We start from the raw sequence: 21,462 nt of genomic DNA, 5'->3' as shown, positions 1-21,462 counted from the left end.
AAATCTAAATTAAATCGTTAATTTTATTTAATATTATATTTTCGTTAAGATTTATATCTAGATTTGAATTTATTTTAATATATTTTTTTGGTCTCTTTTTTAATATCTTTAAAAAACCATTTTGTACTTTTTCATAAAACTTACTGTCAAATTTGTCGTATCTATTAAGCTTTTTTCTAAGTCTAAGTCTTTCTTTCATATTAGTTAAATTAACTGTGTTTAAAAAAGTAAAATCAATTTTAACATTTCTCAAAATATGATTGTTGATACTTTGTATAAACTTGAGGTTTACACCCATTCCATAATGCTGGTATGCAATTGTTGAGTCTGTAAACCTATCTATAAGAATAATTTTTTTTCCAGAATTTTTTCTTATAATTTCTATATTTTCACTTCTTGCAGAAAGATACAGAAGTAAATCAGTTTCTTTATTAAATGTAGATTTGTTATCAAGAATAAGATTTCTTATCTTTTCTGAATTTGCACTACCACCTGGTTCTCTAATTTGAATGAATTTAATTTTTTTAATCTTTAAGTAATTTGCAACATTCTTTATATGATGAGATTTACCAGTCCCTTCTATACCTTCAAATACAATTATTGGTTTTTTAGACATCACCCCAAATTAAAAAATTAATAGATTTAATTAACCTTGAAAAAACATTTAATTTTTTAACGTCTTCATAAGCAAGCAAATCATATTCCTCAATAAGATCACCATTATAGGTTAACTTTAATTTTCCCAAAATATCATCTCTTTTAATAGGTGCTTGTATTGGACCTTTATAATTTAATGATACCTTTATTAGTCTTTTTTTTGCTTTTGGAACAGTCTTATAGATATTTTTTTTTATATAAGTTTTAACAGTATTTTTTTTACCCAACCAAACATCGATATCTTCTATTGGAGTGTTAGCTTTTGTAATTTCAACTAAATCAAAATTTGTTAAACCCCATGTTAGAAGTTTGGAGCTTTCACGAGATCTATCTTTCTTAGTATTGAAGCCACTTCCTACTGCTATTAATCGTCTTCCATTTCTTTCTACAGATGACGCTAGTGAATATCTTTCAACTGCTAAATAGCCAGTTTTAATTCCATCAGCTCCAAGGCTTTTATATAATAGAGGGTTTCTATTACCTTGAGTAATTGGGTCACCACCTGTTCTGCTCCAAGTAAATTCTTTTTCGGAAAAATATTTATATTCTTCAGGAAATTTTTTAATAAGGTAATTAGACATAAGCATAATGTCTCTTACCGTTGATACATTTTCAGTATTATTAATTCCTGATGAATTAGCAAAATTAGTATTATCCATTCCTAATTCTTTAGCTTTAGCTGTCATCATCACTGCAAATTCATCCTCTGTACCAGCAATACCTTCGGCTAATGCAACACATGCATCATTACCAGATGCAATAATTATTCCCTTTAGTAAATTTTCTACACTAACTTCATCACCAACCATTATAAACATTGAAGAATAGCCAGCTGACGAAAGTCTCCAGGCGTTCTCAGAAACTAAAAATTTCTCATCTAAATTTAAATCACCACTTCTTATCAAATCAAATGCGATAATGGTGGTCATAATCTTTGTCATAGATGCTGGATAAATTGATTTATCGGCATTTTTTTCAAATAATATTTCACCTGAAAGATAGTCTTGCAATATGGCTGTTCTAGCTTTTACATCAAACGCAGCATTAGAATTGACTGCTAGTAAGAGTGTTAATAAAATTGTTATAAGTTTTAATCTAATCATTTTTTAAAATTTCGATATTTTCAAATTCAAGTATGCTTATATCATTAAATGATTTTTTTAGAGAATTAATGTTATTAAAAGGACCCACATATACTCTATATTTTTTTTCATCAATTTTTTTGATCTTAACATCCTTAATCATTGTTTCATTAGTGATTCTATTAACTAGCAACGATGCCGTATCGTTAAAATAAAAATCAGCTATTTTTATTTCATAAGAAAATTTTTTACTTATTTCATTTTTGGTATTTACTTCTTCAATATTAAGATTACTAATACTGATATTGTTGACTGGTGCTTTGTTGGCAATATTTTTTTCTTCCTCAAAAGTTTTTGCTCTTTTTGCTACAAATATTGAGTCTTGTAGTACTTCTAAAATTTCTACATAAGGTTCATTTTCATTCAAATCTATTTCATCAGCTATTCTTACTGATAACACCGCATTATTAAATAAGGGATAATTAGCATTACTACCAACAGTACCGATAATAGATTTATTGTTTAAAATGTTTGTAATTTTAACAATTGAGTTTTTTTTTAAATTTTTTTGAAAAATAACTAAGCTTCGTTCGTCAATTTTTTTTGAAATAATCTTATCATTATAAAATTTATCATTATAAATAAGGCTAAATCCTTTGTTTATAAATGGATCATTCAATGAATTGGAAATTTTATTATTTGTTAAAGTTGTTGTTGTACAGTTATTAAGTAAAATGAAACAGCATAGGATTAATAGTTTCTTATAAAGCATTTTCAAATTTTTCCTTTAAAGTGCATACTGCAAGGCCAAATCGTAAGGATCTATTCCATTGTAGTATTTTTTCATAATTTTCAAAAACTATGTAGGCTGGATCTAAATTTTGAGCGTCAGGTATAATATCTTTGTCTGGTGTAATGATTGATGCAATCAAATTTTCGTCAACAACATTAAAACTATCATCATTAATTAAATATTTTTTTAATAGTTTAAACTTATTTTTATTATGAAGTTTTTTTGCGGATGTGTTTAATATATTGTTAGGTATATTTTTTTTTAATTTTACTTTTATGAAACAAGGTTGTTTTTTCTTCCATCCTATTTTATTTATATAGTTAGCTGCAGAAGCAAATGAATCTATAATCGATTTGAGCTCAATAATGTTATTTTTATCATAGTCTATTGCATAGTTATCTATAGTAGTGGGCATAAATTGAAAAAAACCGAAAGCTCCAGCCCACGAACCATATAAAATATCATGGTCGATTTTCCCTGCATCTATTAATTGAAGAATTGTAATTAACTCATTAGTAAAAAAATCAGATCTTCGTTGATCATAACTTAAAGTTGCAAGTGATGACAGTATATCCATCTTTCCTACGTAAGTTCCAAAATTAGTCTCTATCCCCATCAATGCTAAAAGTAACTCCTTCTCTACTGAAAATTTATTATCTATCAAATTTATGAAATCTTTATTCAATCCATAAAGTTGAGCACCCATATTTACTTTTTGTTTAGAGGTTCTCTTCGATATGTAAGTTTTTGTGTCTTCATAGAATTCGGGTTGAAAACGGTCATATTTAATTACATTAGGTAAAAACACAATATCAGACATTGCTAGATTGAATGTTTTTTCTGAAATTTTTTTTTCTAAAGCATAAACTTTGAAATTTACTAACCACTCATTAAATTCTTTTTCATTAGCATTTAATGTTCCGTGGATAATAGTGAAAAATATAATTATAAAATATTTAATTATCTTCATATAAATCTTTTAAATAAATAATTACAGCAATCCATATTAAAATGAAACTTAATGATTTTTCAAAAGAAAAAGCCTCATCATAATAAAAAAAGCCTAATAAAAACTGAAATGTTGGAGTTATATAGAAAATCATTCCAGTGGGTCCAAGACCACAGAGCTCAACACCTCTTACGTATAGAAACAGGGGTATGACAGTCATTGGCCCAGCTAACATTAATATAAACATCAATGAAGGATCATTCAAACTAAAGATATTTAAATTATCTTTAAAAAGTAAAAAAAAAGCAAATAATGCAAATGGTAATATAAAAAGACTTTCTATTAGAAGGCCAACATCAGTATCAACATTTACTTTTTTTCTAAGAAGGTTATAAAAACCCCAACTTAGAGCAACAATTATTCCAACCCATGGGATTGAATGAAAACTTTTAAATAAAAGTAATAATACAGACAATAAAACAAGAAGTATGGAAAGACCTCTTCTTTTATTTATTTTTTCGCCATAAAAAATATAACCTAGGAATACACTTAAAATTGGCATAATAAAATAGCCAAAGCTTGCATCAATAATTTTTTCTGTACCTACGGCATAAATCCAAGTTGCCCAATTTATAAAAATTAGTAAGCTTGAAAAAAATAAATAAATTATGTTCTTTTTATTTTTTATAATTTCAAAAAAAACATCCCATTTAGAAAAATAAAAGGTAGTTATTATTAAAACTACAGATGTCCATACGCAACGATGAATCACTACCTCTATAGAGCCAGCAAATGAAATATACTTGAAGTAAATAACACCAATGACACCCCACCAAAAAGAACCTAGTGCAGTTAATCCTATACCTTTATTGAATTTTTTCTTTTCCACAGTAATAAATTTATACCTTTTAAATGATTATCTGTTTAATTTATCAATTTTATTGTTGAATTAAAAATTTATAATAATAAAACGTTGCTAACGGAGAGATGGCAGAGCGGTTGAATGCACCGGTCTTGAAAACCTAGAAATCCCCAATCCACTTTACATCGTAACACATACATTTCCTTATTTTACTTATTAATTTAAATCTTAGATTAAAAAAAACGAGCTATTATTCACTCGCCTAAGCTCTGAAACTAGAGCGAAACTAGAGCGAAGATAGGTCTGGGGCACCGGGGTAACAGAACGCCCCTTAAAACTCTCCTACTTATCTTTATTTATAATGTTGATTGGTGTTAAGATTAAATATTGACACACTGGTGGTACAATTTTATTTTACAGGTACTACAAAGTTAGGAGTATAGGTTCTATGTTTGTCCGTAATTGAGTCTGTGATTCCAAAGTCTATTAGAACGCTTCCAGCTAATTTTTCACCTTCTATTTCACTTGGTATGCTTCCATATCCTTTTTTGCCTAAAGTTGTTTCGCAATCATATCTTAATGGATCGTCTGATCTTCTGATCAGATTTGTACCTGGAACTTCAACGTTATAAGCCGCACGTTTATTAGTTAACTTACAGTTTCCACTACTACCGTCACTAAAAGATAGTGTAACAGGCACAGTTGGATCATTAACAATAGAAGCACAAGAAACAAGTACAGCTCCAGAAAGTATTGCTATGAAAGTCTTTAACATTTTTTATAGTTACATTTTAATAGCTGGTTATCAAGTTTATAGTAAGACAGTTGATGCGCAATCCATCCTTAATTTCACTCAAACTTCTACTATTTGCTATTGATTGTAGCCAGAGTATGATCAAGATTGCAGACTATCTTATTGATAATTTAACGTTGTTGTTAAAAGATTACTGCTGTCGTTACATGGAGTTGCATAACATGATCTCAATATAACGGGATAAGAACTATGGTTAATATAAATATAACCAATCATATTATCTGGTATGGAAGAACCTTTATAAATATCATTTCGAACTGCTAACTGTCTATCTCTGTTCCAAATACCATTATCTATTGGATTTAAAAATCTAAGATTTGGATCCGAAGTCATTCCACCTAATATTCTCCAAGAGTCATGGATAGCATTACAACTAACTTTATAATATCCTGAGTTTATAAAAATATTATCTTCACTAATTTGACACTTCATAAGTTCAGCAGAAGCATACTTTGCTGTCATTTTAAAATTAGATTTAATAGCATTCTTTTTCGCACTACTCGTATACCCATTATAAGCAACCACTCCTACTGCAGCCAGAATACCGATGATAGCTACTACGACTAGGAGTTCTATTAGGGTGAAAGCTTTGTGGTTCATTTAATCGATATTGATAACATAGGATAAATTATTTTCCACATTGCTACAAGGTTCTTTAAAACATGAAGTTATTCTTATATCATTATTGTCTAGAGCTGGCGTGGCCCCAGGATTAAAAGTTTTGTCATGTGATATTCCATTTAAATGAATAGAGCCAATACTACTAGAATTTGTAGAAGGTCCAGTGTTTCTTACATAAGTTAAATTCGTATAAACACTTATCAATTTTTTATCTGCATTAAATAATTGCTGTAAATGTGGAATAATTTTTCCATAAGTTATACCTGAACAGTTAACGCTAGATCCATTATCTCTTTTCATAATTGAAGTTTCTCCAAGATCGCATTTTGTAACTTCTGCAGTCATATATTTTTGCATCATCTTGAAATTAGCTTTTGTAACACTGGCCTTTGCACTAGCTGTATACCCATTATAAGCAACAACCCCTACTGCAGCGAGGATACCGATGATGGCTACTACGACTAAGAGTTCTATTAGGGTGAAGGCTTTTATTCTAGACTGCATCTCTTAATACACAAATCTTCATAATTTCTGTCTTTACAAGAGTTGTAACATTTGAAATCAAAATTTGGTCCAAATGAATTTTTTATGTTCACAGGGTTTTCACTAATTTCTTCTGCACAACCACTCAACATTAAACCAAGAATTACAATCCCTAAAAGCTTTTTCATTAATTAATACTCACTGTACTTTGTTTACGGTTTTCTTCTTTTTTACAAGGTGTCTTATTACAAGACTTAATAATGATATTAGATCCTGATGAGCCGAGACTTACATAGCCTACATCATCGTCATTAATATTGGTACTTGAAGATCTCACAGCATTATAAGTTGTTTTATAAGGGTTCTTGTCTAGACTAGTTTTTAATATAGCAGCCATAACTGTTTCAGCATTATATTTTGAACAATTTAATAAACCCTTCATAGCAGTAGCATCACCTAAGCTACATTTTTCTAATTCTCTTGAAATATATCTAACAGTTTGTGCGTGGAATACATTTATTACAGTTACTTTTGCTGCAGGATAAGCGAAATATTTTTTATATATAGTTATGGATAAAACAGCTCCAATAATTAAAAATAAAATAATATAGACTGACATCATAAGTGGACCAGGACCACGTTCTTTAATTTGATTTTCTTCAGTCATTTTTACATACTTGACGTTATTTTAAGAGAAATATAAATAGCTATTGCTAATAATCCAAGCCCAATACACAAAGATAAAACGTAAGGTATTTTTTTTTTAGATACTATTAATCCAATAAATACCCAAATTGGGGTTAAATAAATAGAAAACATAAAAGTCATAGCAAAATAATCTAATATATTTAATTCATTGCTGTTTTTCATTGAAGAAGAAGTTGCCGCAATTAAACCACCAAATATTAAGCCACCTAAAATATATAAAATTGGATATGTAAAAGCAGAATGCCAAGGACTGTTATTGTAGATATTTTTAATCCTAGTCCAAATACCAACTTTGGATTTATTTCTTACAGACTTTTTCATCTAAACTTAGTTAAATCGTTTAGCGAAAAGATTATAAAATAGTCCAATTAAGAACCCACCAACAAAACCATGTGAGAAAGACCAAACTGTCATAAGTAAAGTTTTTCCAGCAGTATCACCCCAACCAGGGTACATGATATTGAATAGATTTTTAAAAGGTTCAACAGTTGCTTGATCCATTAGTAATGCCATAACTCCTACTATCAATACTCCGATAGACCAGGCTAGACCTAATGATAATCCTAAACCAATTGTTGAAAGCTTTGTTGCTTTTTCCATTTCAAAATCTAACAAATAGCAACTTTACTATCCATTAAATTATCTTCAGCTAGAATGCCAATAATACCTACAACGACTAAAAGTTCTATTAGAGTGAAAGCTTTAGTTTTCATTTATGAGTAATGCATACTATTGAGCTTAAAACGCCAGCTGACTCTTTCGTTGAGAATGTCCAATATCCAGGATTAATTCCTGCTTGAACAACCATCTCTCTGTCACAACCATTTGTATTTTTGGATAAAGTATAAAGTCCTATAGCTCCATTGCACATTTTTTTTCCAAGAGCTGCAGATTGAATGCTTTTAGTTCCCCAACTTTTTGCCATATCACAAGCTCTATCTTCACCAATATTTCCATATGGATTTCCTGTCCAATTTTTTTCTCCAATATGTGTTTGTAAACTACTTTCATAAAATGGACTTACATTGTCTGCAGTATCAGAACAATTTCTATTTACACCACCTCCACTGTTGTTAGTTTGTCTAAAGACAGTTCCGCCATTAATCATACATTTTATTGCATCTGCTTGTATCCATTTAACTACTGTACTAAAATTTTGTTTAACAACAGATTTTTTAGCAGCACCCGTATACCCATTATAAGCAACCACACCTACTGAAGCGAGGATACCGATGATGGCTACTACGACTAGGAGTTCTATTAGAGTGAAAGCTTTTTGTTTCATAAAAAAACTTTATCTTAATATCCTGGGATTTTATAGGATGAAACTTGAAACATACTTGAAACAAATGTATTTTTTAACGTTATTGAAATAGTTTTTTAGTTGAAAATTTATGATTGTTAGCTAAAACACTCACTAACGGAGAGATGGCAGAGCGGTTGAATGCACCGGTCTTGAAAACCGGCAAAGGGGCAACTCTTTCCTGAGTTCGAATCTCAGTCTCTCCGCCACTACTCACTTGCATAATTATAATTTTTAAACATCTCTGAAACTTTGTTTAACTTAATTTGAATTGTTAAATTTTGACCTTGATTTAATTTATAAAGATTTTCATCATCATAATCTAACAAATCACATAAAAGCTTTAGCTCTAGCTCATTAAACTGATCAATATATTTTTTAGTAAATGAACCTAATAACTTATCCATTTCTTTAGTACCTCTATAGTTGGCTCTATAAATTATTTTATTTTTTAAACTCTTTATATTAATGGTCATAAAATTTAATATATTACACCTAACATGAAAAATAAGAATAATTATGATTATTTATTGGCTGATCTAACCAAATTAAATGGTGTGGGTAAAAAAACCATGGAAATTTTGAAGAAAAAAAAAGTAAATAATATTTTTGACTTACTTTGGAGATTACCCAAATCTTATACAGACAGAACGCTCGTTAGTAAAATTTGCGACCTCCAAATAGGTGTTATTCAAACTATCAGAATTGTCCCATTAAAATATCAATTTCCAAGAATTAGAAACTTACCAAATAGAGTTAATTGTATTGATGAAACTGGAAAGATTGATTGTATATTTTTTAATAGTCACGAAGGATATGTGAGAAAAATTTTACCATTAAATGAAGAAGTGACAATTAGTGGTAAGATAAGTAATTATAAAGGACGATATCAAATAACAAACCCCACGTATATTTCACAAGACAGTTCTTTAATTGAAAATGTTGATAATAAGTATTCATTAACAGATGGTATTACTGAAAAAACTTATAATAAAATTATTAATCAAATATTAAAAAACTTACCTATTTTAACTGAGTGGCATGATAAAGACATATTAAAAAATTTTAATAATCAAAGCTGGAATGAATCTATAATAAAATTACATGATCCAAAAAATATTGAAAATTATAAATCTGATTTCTATAAAAGGCTTGCTTATGATGAAATACTCGCATCATTTTTAGTTAATTCAGAAATTAGAAAAAAAATTAAAAAAATTAAAAAGGTTTCAAAAAATTTTACTGAAAAAGCTCATAATAATATAGTTAATAAATTAGATTTTACTCTTACTAATGATCAAAAGATTTCATTAAATGATATCAATAATGACCTAAATTCTAAAAGTAAAATGTTTAGACTTTTGCAGGGGGACGTTGGAAGTGGCAAAACTATTGTTGCATTAATTTCTTCTTTAAGTGTCATTAGTTCAGGGTTTCAAGTTGCATTAATGGCCCCTACTGAAATATTAGCTAGACAGCATTATAGTTTGGCAAAAAAACTATTTCCTAAAAATATTAAAATTAAATTACTTTCCAGTAAAAGTGAAAATAGTGAAAAAAAGAGAATTGTAAAAGATTTAGAAAACAATGAGATTCAAATGGTATTTGGCACTCATGCAATTTTTCAAAAAAAAATAATTTATGCAAACCTCGGTTATATTATAATTGATGAGCAGCATAAATTTGGAGTTAGGCAAAGAAAGCTTTTATCAGATAAGGGAGGAGATAATTGTGATGTTCTTTTAATGTCAGCAACGCCAATTCCAAGAACCTTAACTATGTCAGTTTATGGTGATATGGATGTTTCTATCATTAAGGAAAAACCAAGTAATAGAAAAGAGGTTAAAACTTATAGTAAATTAGAAAGTAAAATAGATGATGTTATTAATTTTGTTAAAAAAGAGATAAAAGAAGGAAACCAAATTTTCTGGGTATGTCCCTTGATAGAAGAATCAAAAAAATTAGATCACCAATCATCAGTTACTAAATACAAATTTCTTAATGAAATTTTCCCAAATAAAGTTGCACTACTTCATGGAAAAATTGATAATGAAGAAAAAGAAGAAATATTAAATAAATTTCTGAACAAAAAATATTCAATTTTAGTTTCGACAACAATTATAGAGGTTGGGATTGATTTTCCTAATGCTAATGCAATCATAATAGAAAATGCTAATAAGTTTGGATTATCTCAGTTACACCAATTAAGAGGAAGAGTTGGACGTGGCACAAGACAAGCAAGTTGTATATTGATGTTTAAGTCTAATTTAAGTGCTAATGCAAAAAAAAGGATTAATATTCTAAAAAACTCTAATGATGGTTTCGAAATCTCTGAAGAAGACATGAAGTTAAGAGGTTTTGGTGATTTACTTGGTTTTAAGCAAAGTGGTGTTAAAAATTTTAAATTAGCTGACCCAATTCAAAACGAAGATTTATTTTTAATGGCAGAAAAACAAATTAAAAAAATAGAATTAGAAAATATTGATATTAAAAAATATAAAGCATTACTCAAGTTATACGATCAAGCAGATATAATTAACGATATGGTTTAGCTATTGGGCTTAGAAGTTCCCGCCGAAACTATAAATTTTGACGCTTCTTCAAATGTCATATCCAAATAAATCAAATCTTCTTTTGGTATCATTAGCAGAAAGCCACTTGTTGGGTTAGGAGTTGTTGGAACAAAAACATTAACTAAGTTAATATTTGTTTTAGCTTTAATTTCACCTGTGTTTTCTTTTGTGGCGAAACCTACAGCCCACGATCCTTTTCTTGGATACTCAACTAGTACAACACTTTTTTTATTACCCTCTTGCTTTCTAAAAGAATCTGTCATTTGTCCGACCGCAGAGTAAATAGTTCTTAGTATCGGCATTCTTTTAAATAAATCGTCAATTATTTGTAAAAATTTTTTACCTATAAAAGTTAAAGAAAGGCCACCAACAACTGTAATAAAAATAATTGTTAAAATTATTTCAATACCTGGAATTGCATATGGAAGATAAGTATTAGGATTTAATCCTGATGGTACTAATTTCGTTGAAAAATTTATTAAGAATTTACTTAAATAAAGTGTAAACCCTATTGGTATTAAAACAATTATACCTGTAAAAAAATAGTTTCTTAATTTAAGCGCTAATGGTTTTTTTTTCTTAATGGGCATAGATAATTTAGCTATAACTAGAATAAATAACAAATGAAACGGCTATGATGAAAATTGTAACTAAGATTTTATTGTTTAAATTCATAAAAGTATATATTTATATGATTATCAAAATTTTAATAAAATGAATAGAAGAAAATTTTTAAATTATGTCGGGTGCGGATGTTCGGGTTTAATGATCGGTGCCTGTTCTACAGCGCCAATAACTGACAGAAGGCAATTAAAAATTATACCTGAATCTAAATTAAACGCTCAAGCAGCTCAAATTTTTGAAAAGATCAAAGAAAAAGAGAAAATGAGTGATGACACTAAAACACTAAATGAAATTAAAGATATTGGAAAAAGAATGGAAGACTCTATATCGGAATACTTTTATAGAGCAGGTCTAAATGATCCTACTGTTAATTTTGATTGGGAATATATATTAATAGATAATAAAAAAGTTAAAAATGCTTGGTGTATGCCTGGTGGTAAAATTGCTGTGTACACAGGAATACTTGCTGTTACAAAAAATACAAATGGCCTTGCCTCGGTTATGGGTCATGAAATTGCGCATGCTGTTGCTAAACATTCGGTTGAAAGAGCAAGTAGAAGTGCACTTTTGCAAACTGGAACATCTTTGATTGATATTTTTTCAGGTGGAAAATTAGGACAGATCAATCAAGCAACTGGCATGAACACTGTAGGACTATTATCTCAAATAGGGATAATGAATCCTTTCTCAAGAACCCAAGAAAGTGAAGCTGATTACCTGGGAATGATTTTTGCATCATTATCTGGTTTTGATATCAGGGAAACTAAAAAGTTATGGGAAAGAATGAAAGTAGAAAATAAAGGCAAAGAACCCCCTCAATTTATGAGCACACACCCATCATCCTCTAAAAGAATTAAAAATTTATCAGAATGGGAAAATACTGTCATTTTAGACTATCCACCGATTACAATTAGTTAATATTTAGGAGATTATTTTAGTGGTGAGCCCTGATGGACTCGAACCATCGACCCATTCCTTAAAAGGGAATTGCTCTACCAACTGAGCTAAGGGCCCACATATAAATCAATGAAGTTGAGATAAATGTTTTTCTTTATTTAATTTTAAAAAAAAACTTTTGGTGAAGTCTTCTTTAAAATTTTTAAATTTCTTTACACTTAAAAATTTAAACAATAAAAAAATATCTAACTTGAATAATTTTTATTACCAAAAAACAATTATTTATTGCATAACATGGCAAAATGCAAATATTTAAATTACAACTTATCAATGTATTCATCATGAAATTTATCAAATGTACCTTTTTTAATATTTTCTCTAATAGAAGACATTAATTCTTGATAAAAGTTGATGTTATGTAAGGTTAAAAGTGTAGAACCTAGGATTTCATTCGTATTAAAGAGGTGATTTAGATAGTTTTTTGAATACTTGTTAAGATTTAGATTTGAACAATTGGGATCAAGGGGCTCATTGTCATTTTTAAATTTATTATTTTTAATATTTATACGACCATTCCAAGTAAAAGCTAAACCAGTTCTTCCTGATCTTGTAGGCATTACACAATCAAACATATCAACACCTCTCTTAACAGCTCCCAGAATATCAGCTGGTGTTCCAACGCCCATTAAATATCTTGGTTTATTATCAGGCATAATATTTTTTAAATCATCCAGAACACTAAACATTTCATTTTGACTCTCCCCTACTGCAAGACCTCCAATCGCATAGCCATCAAAGCCAATTTTGATTAACTCATTAAGAGATTTAGTTCTTAAATCTTTGAATAAACCACCCTGGACTATTCCAAATAAAGCTTTGTGGGGGTTTAAACCAAAAGCTATTTTAGATCTTTCAGCCCAATATATGGATAGTTCCATAGATTTATTTATTACATCATAATCGGTAGTTTTTTTGGGACACTCATCCATGATCATAACAATATCTGAGTCTAACCCTCTTTGAACTCTAATGCTTTCTTCGGGACTTAATATGAATTTTTTACCATCTACATGAGAGTTAAATATTGCACCTTTTTCTCTGTCTACTTTGTTTAATTTTGAAAGTGACATAACTTGAAACCCACCAGAATCTGTAAGTATAGGAAGCTTACAATTCATAAATTTGTGAAGTCCTCCTGCAGAAATTATTCTATCTACACCAGGTCTAATCATTAAATGATAGGTGTTAGATAATATTATTTCAGCACCAGTTTTAATAACATCGTCAATAAGACAAGCTTTTACAGTAGCCTGTGTACCGACAGGCATGAAAGCAGGTGTTTGAATGTTTCCTCTATGGGTTTCAATAATACCAGTTCTGGCAAATTTATCATTTTCAATGACATTAAATTCGAAATTTTTTAATGTCATTGAAATGTGTATTAATATTAATTAAAGCTAATAATTTTATCTGGGTTAGAAACGGAACCGTTATTATTTTGGTCTCCTCTTTTAATTTTATCGACTAGGTCCATACCTTCAATAACTTTACCAAAAACAGTATATTGTCTATCTAGGAATGATGACTCTTTGAAACAAATAAAAAATTGACTATTAGCACTATTTGGATCTTGTGATCTAGCCATAGACAGGGTTCCTCTTTCATGGGGTAAGTCGCTAAATTCTTCTTTTAGATCTGGTAAATCAGAACCACCCATTCCTGCTCTTTTTAAATCAAATTGGTCATTAGAGGAGTTACCAAATTGCACATCTCCTGTTTGAGCCATAAAACCATCAATTACCCTGTGAAATACAACACTATCGTATTTACCATCTTTTGCTAATTGTTTAATTCTTTTAACATGGTTAGGGGCAACATCTTCAAAAAGTTCTATTTTAATATCTCCATCTTTAAGTTTTAAAATCATTATATTCTCCTCTGCGATTATATTGTTGGTTAGTATAAAAAATAAAATTAAAAATTTTGTTATAAATTTATTCATATTTCTCTTTTAAAGACTTTATTGTACTTTTTGTAGTAAATTTTTTTATATCACCTTTTAGTCTCACTATTTCTTTAACAAATCTTGATGAAATAATTTGATTTTCAACATCAGACATTAAAAAGATTGTTTCTATATTATTGCTTAATTTTCTATTCATTCCAGCTAATTGAAATTCATATTCAAAGTCAGATACAGCTCTTAGACCCCTTAAAATAATATTAGATTTGTATTTTTTACATAAATCGGTTGTTAACGATGTAAATGAAATAACTTCAATCTTTTTTTTATCAAACTTTAAATCAACAAATAGAGCTTTTTTAATTAACTGTATTCTTTCAAGTGAATTAAAAAGATAATTTTTATTAGTACCATCAGAAGCAGCAACAATAACTTTATCAAATAACTTTAAAGCTTTTTTAATTACATCAATATGACCAAAAGTTATTGGGTCAAATGTTCCAGGATATACAGCAACTTTTTTCATTACTCCAAGTTATCATCAATTTTTATTGCCGAAACAACTTTTTCATCACCGGATAATTTGATAATTCTTACACCTTGAGTATTTCTTCCAGCTGTTCTGATTTCTTTAACAGCAACTCTAATTACTCTTCCTTTATTTGTTGAAATCATTACATCATCGCCTTCAATAACTGGAAACGACGAACATATACTACCGTTTCTTGGTGAGTTAATAATTCCAATTATACCCTTACCACCTCTATTGGTAACTCTATATTCATTATTCAAAGTTTTTTTGCCGTATCCATTTTCTGTAATAGATAAAACAAATCTTTCTTCAGACTTTGAATCTTTTTTTGTTTTTTCTTTATTTGCTATTGAGAGAGAAACGATCTCATCGTTAGGTGATAACTCAATACCCTTTATACCTTTGGATGATCTACCCTTAAATATTCGTAGTTTTTTTGATTCAAATCTAATGCATTTACCATTTTTTGTACTTAACATTACATCCTGATCATCCTTACAAATTTCAACACCTACAATTTTGTCATTAGGGTCTAACTTTATTGCAATTTTTCCAGCTGAATTAATTGAAGAAAAGTCTTCTAAACTATTTTTTCTAACTTTACCTTTTGCAGTTGCAAAAACAATTTGAAGATTTTTCATATCGCTCTCATCATCTGGAAATGGCATTATTGAACTGATAGATTGATGATTTTTTAATGGCAAGATGTTGAATAGAGATTTACCTTTTGATGTAGTTGATCCTTCAGGTATTTTCCAAGCTTTAATTTTGTAGACAAGACCTTCTGTTGAAAAGAAAAGAACAGAAGTACGAGTGTTAACTGATAAGGTTTGAACTACAGAGTCCTCATCTCTCGTTGTGATTCCAGATTTTCCTTTACCACCTCTTTTTTGTTGTTTGACACTACTTAAAGCTCCTCTTTTAATGTAGCCCTGAAGAGTAACTGTAATAATCACTTCTTCTTTTTGAATAGTCTCTTCGATATCATAGTTTAAAACGGCATCTATAATTTTAGTTCTTCTTGGAACTGCAAATTTTTCTTTGATAGTTTTAAGCTCTTCACTTATTACGTTTAAAAGTTCTTTTTTAGAATTAATTATTTTTTTATAACCTTTAATCAGATCAGCTAATTTTTTAATTTCAACTTCTATTTCATTAATTCCAAGAGCTGTAAGTTTTTGTAGTCTAAGTTCTAAAATAGCAATTACCTGAGGATCGGTAAGTGAGTATAAATTTTTTCCCTTTTTATCTTCAACAAGTGAAATTAGCTTTAAAGATTTATTTATTTTCCACTTAGTACTTAATAATGATTTTTTAGCATCATCAGGAGTTTTTGAAGACCGTATAATTTTTATAATCTTATCTAAGTTCTCAACAGATACCGATAATCCAATAAGGATATGAGCTCTGTCTTCAGCTTTCTTTAAATCAAACTTAGTTTTTTTGATTACTACGTCTTCACGGAATGTTAAGAAATTTGATAAAAATTCTTTTAAATTACAAATTTTAGGTTTACCGTCAACAATAGCTAAAGTGTTAAATCCAAAGGAGCTTTCTATAGATGTATTTTTATAAAGTAATCTTTTAATAGTTTCTGGTTCAACACCATTTCTTAAATCAATAGCAACTCTAATCCCTTCTCTGTTAGATTCGTCTCTAATATCTTTTATTCCCTCTATTTTTTTCTCTCTAACAAGTTGGGCAATTCTCTCATTTAAAACTGATTTATTTACCTGATATGGTACAGAAGTTATAACTAGTCTCTCTCTACCATTTTTTTGTGCTTCAATACTAATTTCACCTCTAATTTTAAACGACCCACGACCTACATTATATCCAGCTTTAATAATTTCTTTTCCAATGATGACACCACCTGTTGGAAAATCAGGACCTGGTATATGTTTCATTAACTCTTTAATTTTAACATCTTTATTTTCAATTAAAGCTAATGTTCCATCTATAATTTCACCTAAATTATGTGGGGGAATACTTGTTGCCATTCCAACCGCAATACCACCTGCACCATTTACTAGTAAATTAGGATATTGAGCAGGTAAAACTGTTGGTTCTTTTTCAGTTTCATCGTAATTACTTTTATAATCAACAGTATTTTTTTCTATATCATCAATTAAGTATTGAGAAACTTTAGCTAATCTTGTTTCCGTATATCTCATAGCCGCAGCTGGATCTCCATCAATAGATCCAAAGTTACCTTGGCCTTGAACAAGAGGTAAACTCATAGAAAAATCTTGAACCATTCTCACAAGAGCGTCATAAACAGATTGATCTCCATGTGGGTGATATTTACCAATAACATCCCCTACTATTCTTGCAGATTTTCTAAATTGTTTTGACCAATCGTAACCACCTTTATACATGGCAAATAATATTCTTCTATGAACTGGTTTAAGTCCATCTCTAACATCAGGAAGAGCCCTGCTCACAATTACACTCATTGCATATGACAAGTACGATGAGCTCATCTCATCATGCATTGAGATAAGTTTAATATTTTTGTCTTTAGGTATTTCTGTGTCTTTCATAGAAACTAAAATGGAATTTCGTCATCCATATCATTAGGGGCTTGGGGGCTATCATCAGGATTGCTAGCAACAGCTTGCGAATTGTCATTTTGAATACCACCACCGCCAGTGTTTCCACCGCCCAACATAGTAAGTGAAGAATTGTATCCTTGAATTACAATTTCAGTTGAATACTTGTCTTGACCAGATTGTTCATCTTTCCATTTTCTAGTCGTTATCTGTCCCTCAACATAAATTTGAGCACCTTTTTTCAAATATTGCTGAACAACATTGACTAACCCTTCATTAAATACAACTATTCGATGCCATTCTGTTTTTTCTTTTTTTTCGCCAGTTGCTTTATCTTTCCAAGATTGGCTAGTAGCTAAACTTAAGGTAGCAAGACTTTTGCCATTTGACATTTGTTTGATTTCTGGGTCTGCGCCTAAACGCCCAATTAATAATACTTTATTTAAACTTCCAGCCATAATATTTATAATTCTTTATTAATTTAATTAATTTTATATCACAATATAAACTCAATATTAATTTTATTAATTTAAAGCAACTAAAATTATGATTAAAAAGATAGTTATTAAGGGTGCAAAAGAGCATAACTTAAAGAATGTTTCAGTAGAAATACCTAAAGATCAGTTTGTTGTAATTACTGGTCTTTCTGGTTCAGGAAAATCCTCATTAGCATTTGATACTGTCTATGCAGAAGGGCAAAGAAGATACGTTGAAAGTTTATCAGCTTATGCTCGTCAATTTTTGGATAAAATGAAAAAACCAAATGTTGATCTTATCGAGGGATTAAGTCCAGCTATAGCCATAGAGCAAAAAAATACATCTAAAAATCCAAGATCAACTGTTGCAACAGTTACTGAAATTTATGACTATATGAGAGTGCTGTATGCGAGGGCTGGTGTTCCCTACTCACCGTTCACAGGAAAGCCAATTACATCGCAAACAATAACCCAAATCGTTGATTTAATAAAAAAATTACCAAAAAAATCTACAATTTATATTTTTGCTCCTGTAGTCAGAGGTCGTAAGGGTGAGTATAGAAAAGATATTTTAAGCTATAAAAGAAGAGGTTTTAGAAAAATTAAAATTGATGAAGTCATATACGAAATAGACAATGCACCTAATTTAGATAAAAAACTCAAGCATGACATATCTGTTTTAGTTGATAGAATTGTCTTGAATTCTAACCTTGGTAATAGACTTGCTGAAAGTATTGAGACAGCTGTAAATTTATCAAATGGATTGGTATTTGTTGAGTATGAAGATGAAACATTGCCACAAAAATTTAGAAAAATTGAAAAATTAATTTATTCTACAAAATTTGCCTGTCCAGAGAGTGGTTTTACAATTGAAGAGATTGAACCAAGACTTTTTTCTTTTAATAGTCCTTACGGAGCGTGCGCAGAATGTGAAGGTATAGGTATTAAATTGAATGTAGATCCAAATTTAGTAGTTCCTGATGAGAAAAAAAGTATAGCTGATGGTGCTATAGAACCATGGGCCAAATCAACAACCCTATATTATGCTCAAACCTTGGCCTCTATTGCTAAACATTATGGAATTTCTTTAGATGAGAGATGGAAAAAACTTCCAAAAAAATTTAGAGATGTAATATTGTTTGGATCGGATGAAGAAGAAATTAAGTTTGTTTATGATGATGGTTATGAAAAATATTCTCATAAAAAAACTTTTGAAGGTGTAATAAATAATCTTGAAAGAAGATTTCTTGAATCTGACAGTGAATGGAAAAGAGAAGCAATAGCTGAATACCAATCCGATTCTGCTTGTGAAGGATGTAACGGTAATAGATTAAAAGAAGAAGCCTTATGTGTTAAAATTGATAATCAGAATATAAGCGAAGTAACTAAAAAATCCATTCTAGATGCTGCTAATTGGTTTAAAGGTTTAGAGCAAAACCTTGATAAACGACAATTTAAGATAGCAGAACATATTTTAAAAGAAATTAATGAAAGACTAACGTTCCTTTTAAATGTTGGTCTTGAATATCTAACATTATCAAGAGAGTCAGGAACTCTTTCTGGTGGTGAGGCTCAAAGAATAAGACTCGCCTCACAAATTGGTTCTGGATTAACTGGTGTACTGTATGTACTTGATGAACCCTCTATTGGATTACACCAAAAAGATAATGTTAAATTAATAAATGCATTAAAAAGACTAAGAGATTTAGGTAACACTGTAATTGTTGTTGAGCATGATACTGAAACGATGGAAAATGCAGATCATATAATAGATATGGGTCCTGAAGCTGGAACAAATGGTGGTGAAATAATTGCACAAGGCACTTATGATGAAATACTAAAAAATAAAAATAGTATTACTGGTCAATACTTATCTCATAAAAAGTATATAGAAATTCCAAGAACCAGAAGGCTTGCAAAAAATGGAAGGTTTGTTGAAATTAATGGTGCTAGTGGAAATAATTTGAACAACGTTAATCTTAAAATTCCAACAGGAAGTTTTACTTGTGTAACTGGAGTTTCTGGTAGTGGTAAATCAACACTAATATTACAAACATTATATCATGCATTAAATTTAACCTTGAATAATAAAGCTAGAAAAGTCCCTAAAGAGTTTAAGAGTTATAAAGGTGTTGAGCTTATAGATAAAATAATTGATATAGATCAGTCTCCTATTGGAAGAACACCTAGATCAAACCCAGCAACTTATACAGGAGCTTTTGGCCCCATTAGAGATTGGTTTACAGCACTACCAGAGTCAAAAACAAGAGGATATAAGCCAGGCAGATTTTCTTTTAATGTTAAAGGTGGAAGATGTGAAGCTTGTGAAGGTGATGGTGTAATTACATACGAGATGCACTTCTTACCTGATGTTTATATCCAGTGTGATGAATGCAAGGGAACCAGATACAATAGAGAAACTCTTGAGATAAAATTTAAAGATAAAAGTATTGCCGATGTATTGGATATGTCTGTAGACGAGGGATGTGAGTATTTCGAAAATATTTCAAATATTAAAACAAAACTATTAACACTAAAAAAAGTAGGCCTTGGGTATATAAAGATTGGACAGCAGGCAACAACACTATCTGGTGGTGAAGCTCAACGTATTAAATTAGCTAAGGAATTATCAAAAAGATCTACAGGAAGAACCATGTACATATTAGATGAACCAACAACGGGTCTTCATCAACATGATATTAAGAAACTATTAGAAATACTTCATACATTTGTAGCTCTAGGAAATACAGTTGTTGTTATTGAGCATAATTTGGATGTAATCAAAACAGCTGATTATATCGTTGATATGGGTCCTGAAGGTGGTGTCAAAGGTGGAAATATTATCGCAGAGGGTAAACCTGAGGATATTATCAAAATAAAAGGTAGTTATACTGGTGAATTCTTAAAACCCATGCTGGAAGAAAAATTTAAAAAGAAGTTAAAGATTTAAACAATTAGTGTATAAGTGATTCTAATTATGGGTAATTTACTATCATCACTTCCAAAAACTATTCACGCATCATTAGCTTTAGCAATAATTTTTTTTCTAGGGTTGTTTTATGGTAATGGTGGTTTTGATTTTGATACAATTTTTTGGAGTTGGTTAACAAGATTTATTCATGTAACGGTTGCTATAATGTGGATTGGTTTACTTTGGTATTTTAACTTTGTACAAATTCCAAATATGCCAAAAATCCCTGACGAACAAAAACCTGCTATAGGTAAAGTTATTGCTCCAGCTGCATTGTTTTATTTTAGATACGCTGCATTACTGACAGTTCTGTCAGGATTAATTTTAGCTTATCTGAATGGTTATTTACACGATGCTATGACATTAGGTGGTGGTGGAAAAAACACAGCTATAGGTATTGGGATGTGGCTTGGATTATATATGGCTTATAATGTTTGGTTTATAATTTGGCCAAATCAAAAAAGAGCACTAGGTATGGTTGAGTGCGAACCTGATGTTAAAGCAAAATCAGCAAGAACAGCAATGTTGTTTTCAAGAACAAATACTCTTTTATCGATACCAATGTTACTTTCAATGGTAGCAGCTCAAAATCTTTATTAAAT

The 21,462-nt window shown here is 29.8% G+C and carries 25 protein-coding genes and 2 tRNA genes; 5 read left to right on the top strand and 22 right to left on the bottom strand.

The genetic code is table 11. The annotated features are described in order from the left end of the window. Positions 1–4: 4 nt before the first annotated feature. The 14 genes from tmk to ABXT45_RS03230 form a co-directional block, all read right to left on the bottom strand. The gene (gene tmk / locus ABXT45_RS03295; RefSeq protein ID WP_415314350.1) at positions 5–616 is read right to left on the bottom strand and encodes a dTMP kinase; all 612 of its coding nucleotides are present in this window, start codon (positions 614–616) and stop codon (positions 5–7) included. Then, positions 609–1,760, bottom strand: coding sequence for a D-alanyl-D-alanine carboxypeptidase family protein (locus tag ABXT45_RS03290; RefSeq protein WP_415314349.1), 1,152 nt, complete (start codon positions 1,758–1,760; stop codon positions 609–611). Before ABXT45_RS03290 ends, tmk begins: the two co-directional genes overlap by 8 nt. After that, the gene (locus ABXT45_RS03285) at positions 1,753–2,511 is read right to left on the bottom strand and encodes a hypothetical protein (RefSeq protein WP_415314348.1); all 759 of its coding nucleotides are present in this window, start codon (positions 2,509–2,511) and stop codon (positions 1,753–1,755) included. Before ABXT45_RS03285 ends, ABXT45_RS03290 begins: the two co-directional genes overlap by 8 nt. Continuing rightward, positions 2,501–3,502 (bottom strand): lytic murein transglycosylase, encoded by a 1,002-nt coding sequence (locus tag ABXT45_RS03280; RefSeq protein WP_415314347.1) that lies wholly within the window; start codon positions 3,500–3,502, stop codon positions 2,501–2,503. Before ABXT45_RS03280 ends, ABXT45_RS03285 begins: the two co-directional genes overlap by 11 nt. After that, positions 3,489–4,370: an EamA family transporter RarD gene (gene rarD, locus ABXT45_RS03275; protein ID WP_415314346.1), complete on the bottom strand. Its 882-nt coding sequence runs from the start codon at positions 4,368–4,370 to the stop codon at positions 3,489–3,491. The genes ABXT45_RS03280 and rarD overlap by 14 nt, the downstream gene beginning before the upstream one ends. Before the next feature lie 382 nt (positions 4,371–4,752). Beyond that, the gene (locus tag ABXT45_RS03270; protein WP_415314345.1) at positions 4,753–5,118 is read right to left on the bottom strand and encodes a hypothetical protein; all 366 of its coding nucleotides are present in this window, start codon (positions 5,116–5,118) and stop codon (positions 4,753–4,755) included. Between the two features lie 138 nt (positions 5,119–5,256). Further along, positions 5,257–5,757, bottom strand: a complete 501-nt coding sequence (locus ABXT45_RS03265) for a type IV pilin protein (protein ID WP_415314344.1) — start codon at positions 5,755–5,757, stop codon at positions 5,257–5,259. Further along, a complete protein-coding gene (locus tag ABXT45_RS03260; RefSeq protein WP_415314343.1) occupies positions 5,758–6,282 on the bottom strand; it encodes a type IV pilin protein in 525 nt (174 codons plus the stop codon). It lies immediately after the preceding gene. Next, a complete protein-coding gene (locus ABXT45_RS03255) occupies positions 6,267–6,449 on the bottom strand; it encodes a hypothetical protein (RefSeq protein ID WP_415314342.1) in 183 nt (60 codons plus the stop codon). The genes ABXT45_RS03260 and ABXT45_RS03255 overlap by 16 nt, the downstream gene beginning before the upstream one ends. Next, positions 6,449–6,928: a hypothetical protein gene (locus ABXT45_RS03250; RefSeq protein WP_415314341.1), complete on the bottom strand. Its 480-nt coding sequence runs from the start codon at positions 6,926–6,928 to the stop codon at positions 6,449–6,451. Before ABXT45_RS03250 ends, ABXT45_RS03255 begins: the two co-directional genes overlap by 1 nt. Before the next feature lie 2 nt (positions 6,929–6,930). Continuing rightward, entirely contained in the window at positions 6,931–7,290 is a 360-nt protein-coding gene (locus ABXT45_RS03245; RefSeq protein WP_415314340.1) for a hypothetical protein, read from the bottom strand. A gap of 6 nt (positions 7,291–7,296) precedes the next feature. Continuing rightward, positions 7,297–7,569 carry a hypothetical protein gene (locus ABXT45_RS03240; protein ID WP_415314339.1) on the bottom strand — a complete coding sequence of 91 codons (273 nt, stop codon included), beginning with the start codon at positions 7,567–7,569 and terminating at the stop codon, positions 7,297–7,299. 8 nt (positions 7,570–7,577) lie between these two features. Next, on the bottom strand, positions 7,578–7,682 hold the full coding sequence (locus tag ABXT45_RS03235; protein WP_415314338.1) for a type IV pilin protein: 105 nt from the start codon (positions 7,680–7,682) through the stop codon (positions 7,578–7,580). Continuing rightward, complete coding sequence (locus ABXT45_RS03230; protein ID WP_415314337.1) at positions 7,679–8,254, bottom strand: type IV pilin protein; 576 nt, start codon at positions 8,252–8,254, stop codon at positions 7,679–7,681. Before ABXT45_RS03230 ends, ABXT45_RS03235 begins: the two co-directional genes overlap by 4 nt. Positions 8,255–8,391: 137 nt before the next feature. Here ABXT45_RS03230 and ABXT45_RS03225 point away from each other — a divergent pair. Beyond that, positions 8,392–8,481 (top strand) — tRNA-Ser (locus ABXT45_RS03225). On the opposite strand, the gene ABXT45_RS03220 is transcribed toward ABXT45_RS03225, so the two are convergent. Then, entirely contained in the window at positions 8,482–8,748 is a 267-nt protein-coding gene (locus ABXT45_RS03220) for a succinate dehydrogenase assembly factor 2 (RefSeq protein ID WP_415314336.1), read from the bottom strand. 24 nt (positions 8,749–8,772) lie between these two features. Between ABXT45_RS03220 and ABXT45_RS03215 the strand changes: the two genes are divergently transcribed. Beyond that, on the top strand, positions 8,773–10,824 hold the full coding sequence (locus ABXT45_RS03215) for an ATP-dependent DNA helicase RecG (RefSeq protein WP_415314335.1): 2,052 nt from the start codon (positions 8,773–8,775) through the stop codon (positions 10,822–10,824). Here ABXT45_RS03215 and ABXT45_RS03210 read toward each other — a convergent pair. Continuing rightward, a complete protein-coding gene (locus ABXT45_RS03210) occupies positions 10,821–11,435 on the bottom strand; it encodes a DUF502 domain-containing protein (protein WP_415314334.1) in 615 nt (204 codons plus the stop codon). The two genes, ABXT45_RS03215 and ABXT45_RS03210, sit on opposite strands and share 4 nt — an antisense overlap. A gap of 124 nt (positions 11,436–11,559) precedes the next feature. On the opposite strand from ABXT45_RS03210, the gene ABXT45_RS03205 reads away from it, so the two are divergent. Then, positions 11,560–12,387: a M48 family metallopeptidase gene (locus ABXT45_RS03205; RefSeq protein ID WP_415314333.1), complete on the top strand. Its 828-nt coding sequence runs from the start codon at positions 11,560–11,562 to the stop codon at positions 12,385–12,387. A 20-nt stretch (positions 12,388–12,407) separates the two neighbouring features. On the opposite strand, the gene ABXT45_RS03200 is transcribed toward ABXT45_RS03205, so the two are convergent. The 6 genes from ABXT45_RS03200 to ssb form a co-directional block, all read right to left on the bottom strand. Next, positions 12,408–12,483, bottom strand: a tRNA-Lys gene (locus tag ABXT45_RS03200). Positions 12,484–12,683: 200 nt separating this feature from the next. Then, positions 12,684–13,796, bottom strand: a complete 1,113-nt coding sequence (tgt, locus tag ABXT45_RS03195) for a tRNA guanosine(34) transglycosylase Tgt (protein ID WP_415314332.1) — start codon at positions 13,794–13,796, stop codon at positions 12,684–12,686. A 17-nt stretch (positions 13,797–13,813) separates the two neighbouring features. Next, entirely contained in the window at positions 13,814–14,368 is a 555-nt protein-coding gene (locus ABXT45_RS03190) for a peptidylprolyl isomerase (protein ID WP_415314331.1), read from the bottom strand. Further along, positions 14,361–14,855 carry a pantetheine-phosphate adenylyltransferase gene (coaD, locus tag ABXT45_RS03185; protein ID WP_415279088.1) on the bottom strand — a complete coding sequence of 165 codons (495 nt, stop codon included), beginning with the start codon at positions 14,853–14,855 and terminating at the stop codon, positions 14,361–14,363. Before coaD ends, ABXT45_RS03190 begins: the two co-directional genes overlap by 8 nt. Beyond that, positions 14,855–17,404 (bottom strand): DNA gyrase subunit A, encoded by a 2,550-nt coding sequence (gene gyrA, locus ABXT45_RS03180; RefSeq protein WP_415287057.1) that lies wholly within the window; start codon positions 17,402–17,404, stop codon positions 14,855–14,857. The genes coaD and gyrA overlap by 1 nt, the downstream gene beginning before the upstream one ends. Positions 17,405–17,409: 5 nt before the next feature. After that, positions 17,410–17,871 carry a single-stranded DNA-binding protein gene (gene ssb / locus ABXT45_RS03175; RefSeq protein WP_415287056.1) on the bottom strand — a complete coding sequence of 154 codons (462 nt, stop codon included), beginning with the start codon at positions 17,869–17,871 and terminating at the stop codon, positions 17,410–17,412. An 88-nt stretch (positions 17,872–17,959) separates the two neighbouring features. Between ssb and uvrA the strand changes: the two genes are divergently transcribed. Continuing rightward, positions 17,960–20,839, top strand: coding sequence for an excinuclease ABC subunit UvrA (uvrA, locus tag ABXT45_RS03170; protein WP_415314330.1), 2,880 nt, complete (start codon positions 17,960–17,962; stop codon positions 20,837–20,839). A gap of 27 nt (positions 20,840–20,866) precedes the next feature. Beyond that, positions 20,867–21,460, top strand: coding sequence for a urate hydroxylase PuuD (locus ABXT45_RS03165; protein WP_415295858.1), 594 nt, complete (start codon positions 20,867–20,869; stop codon positions 21,458–21,460). Positions 21,461–21,462 lie beyond the last annotated feature (2 nt).

Origin of the sequence: Candidatus Pelagibacter sp. Uisw_106 (assembly GCF_047724975.1) — a bacterium.
Classification (GTDB): domain Bacteria; phylum Pseudomonadota; class Alphaproteobacteria; order Pelagibacterales; family Pelagibacteraceae; genus Pelagibacter.
The sequence above is the reverse complement of the archived record's forward strand: the minus strand, read 5'-3'. Positions and strand labels throughout refer to the sequence as shown.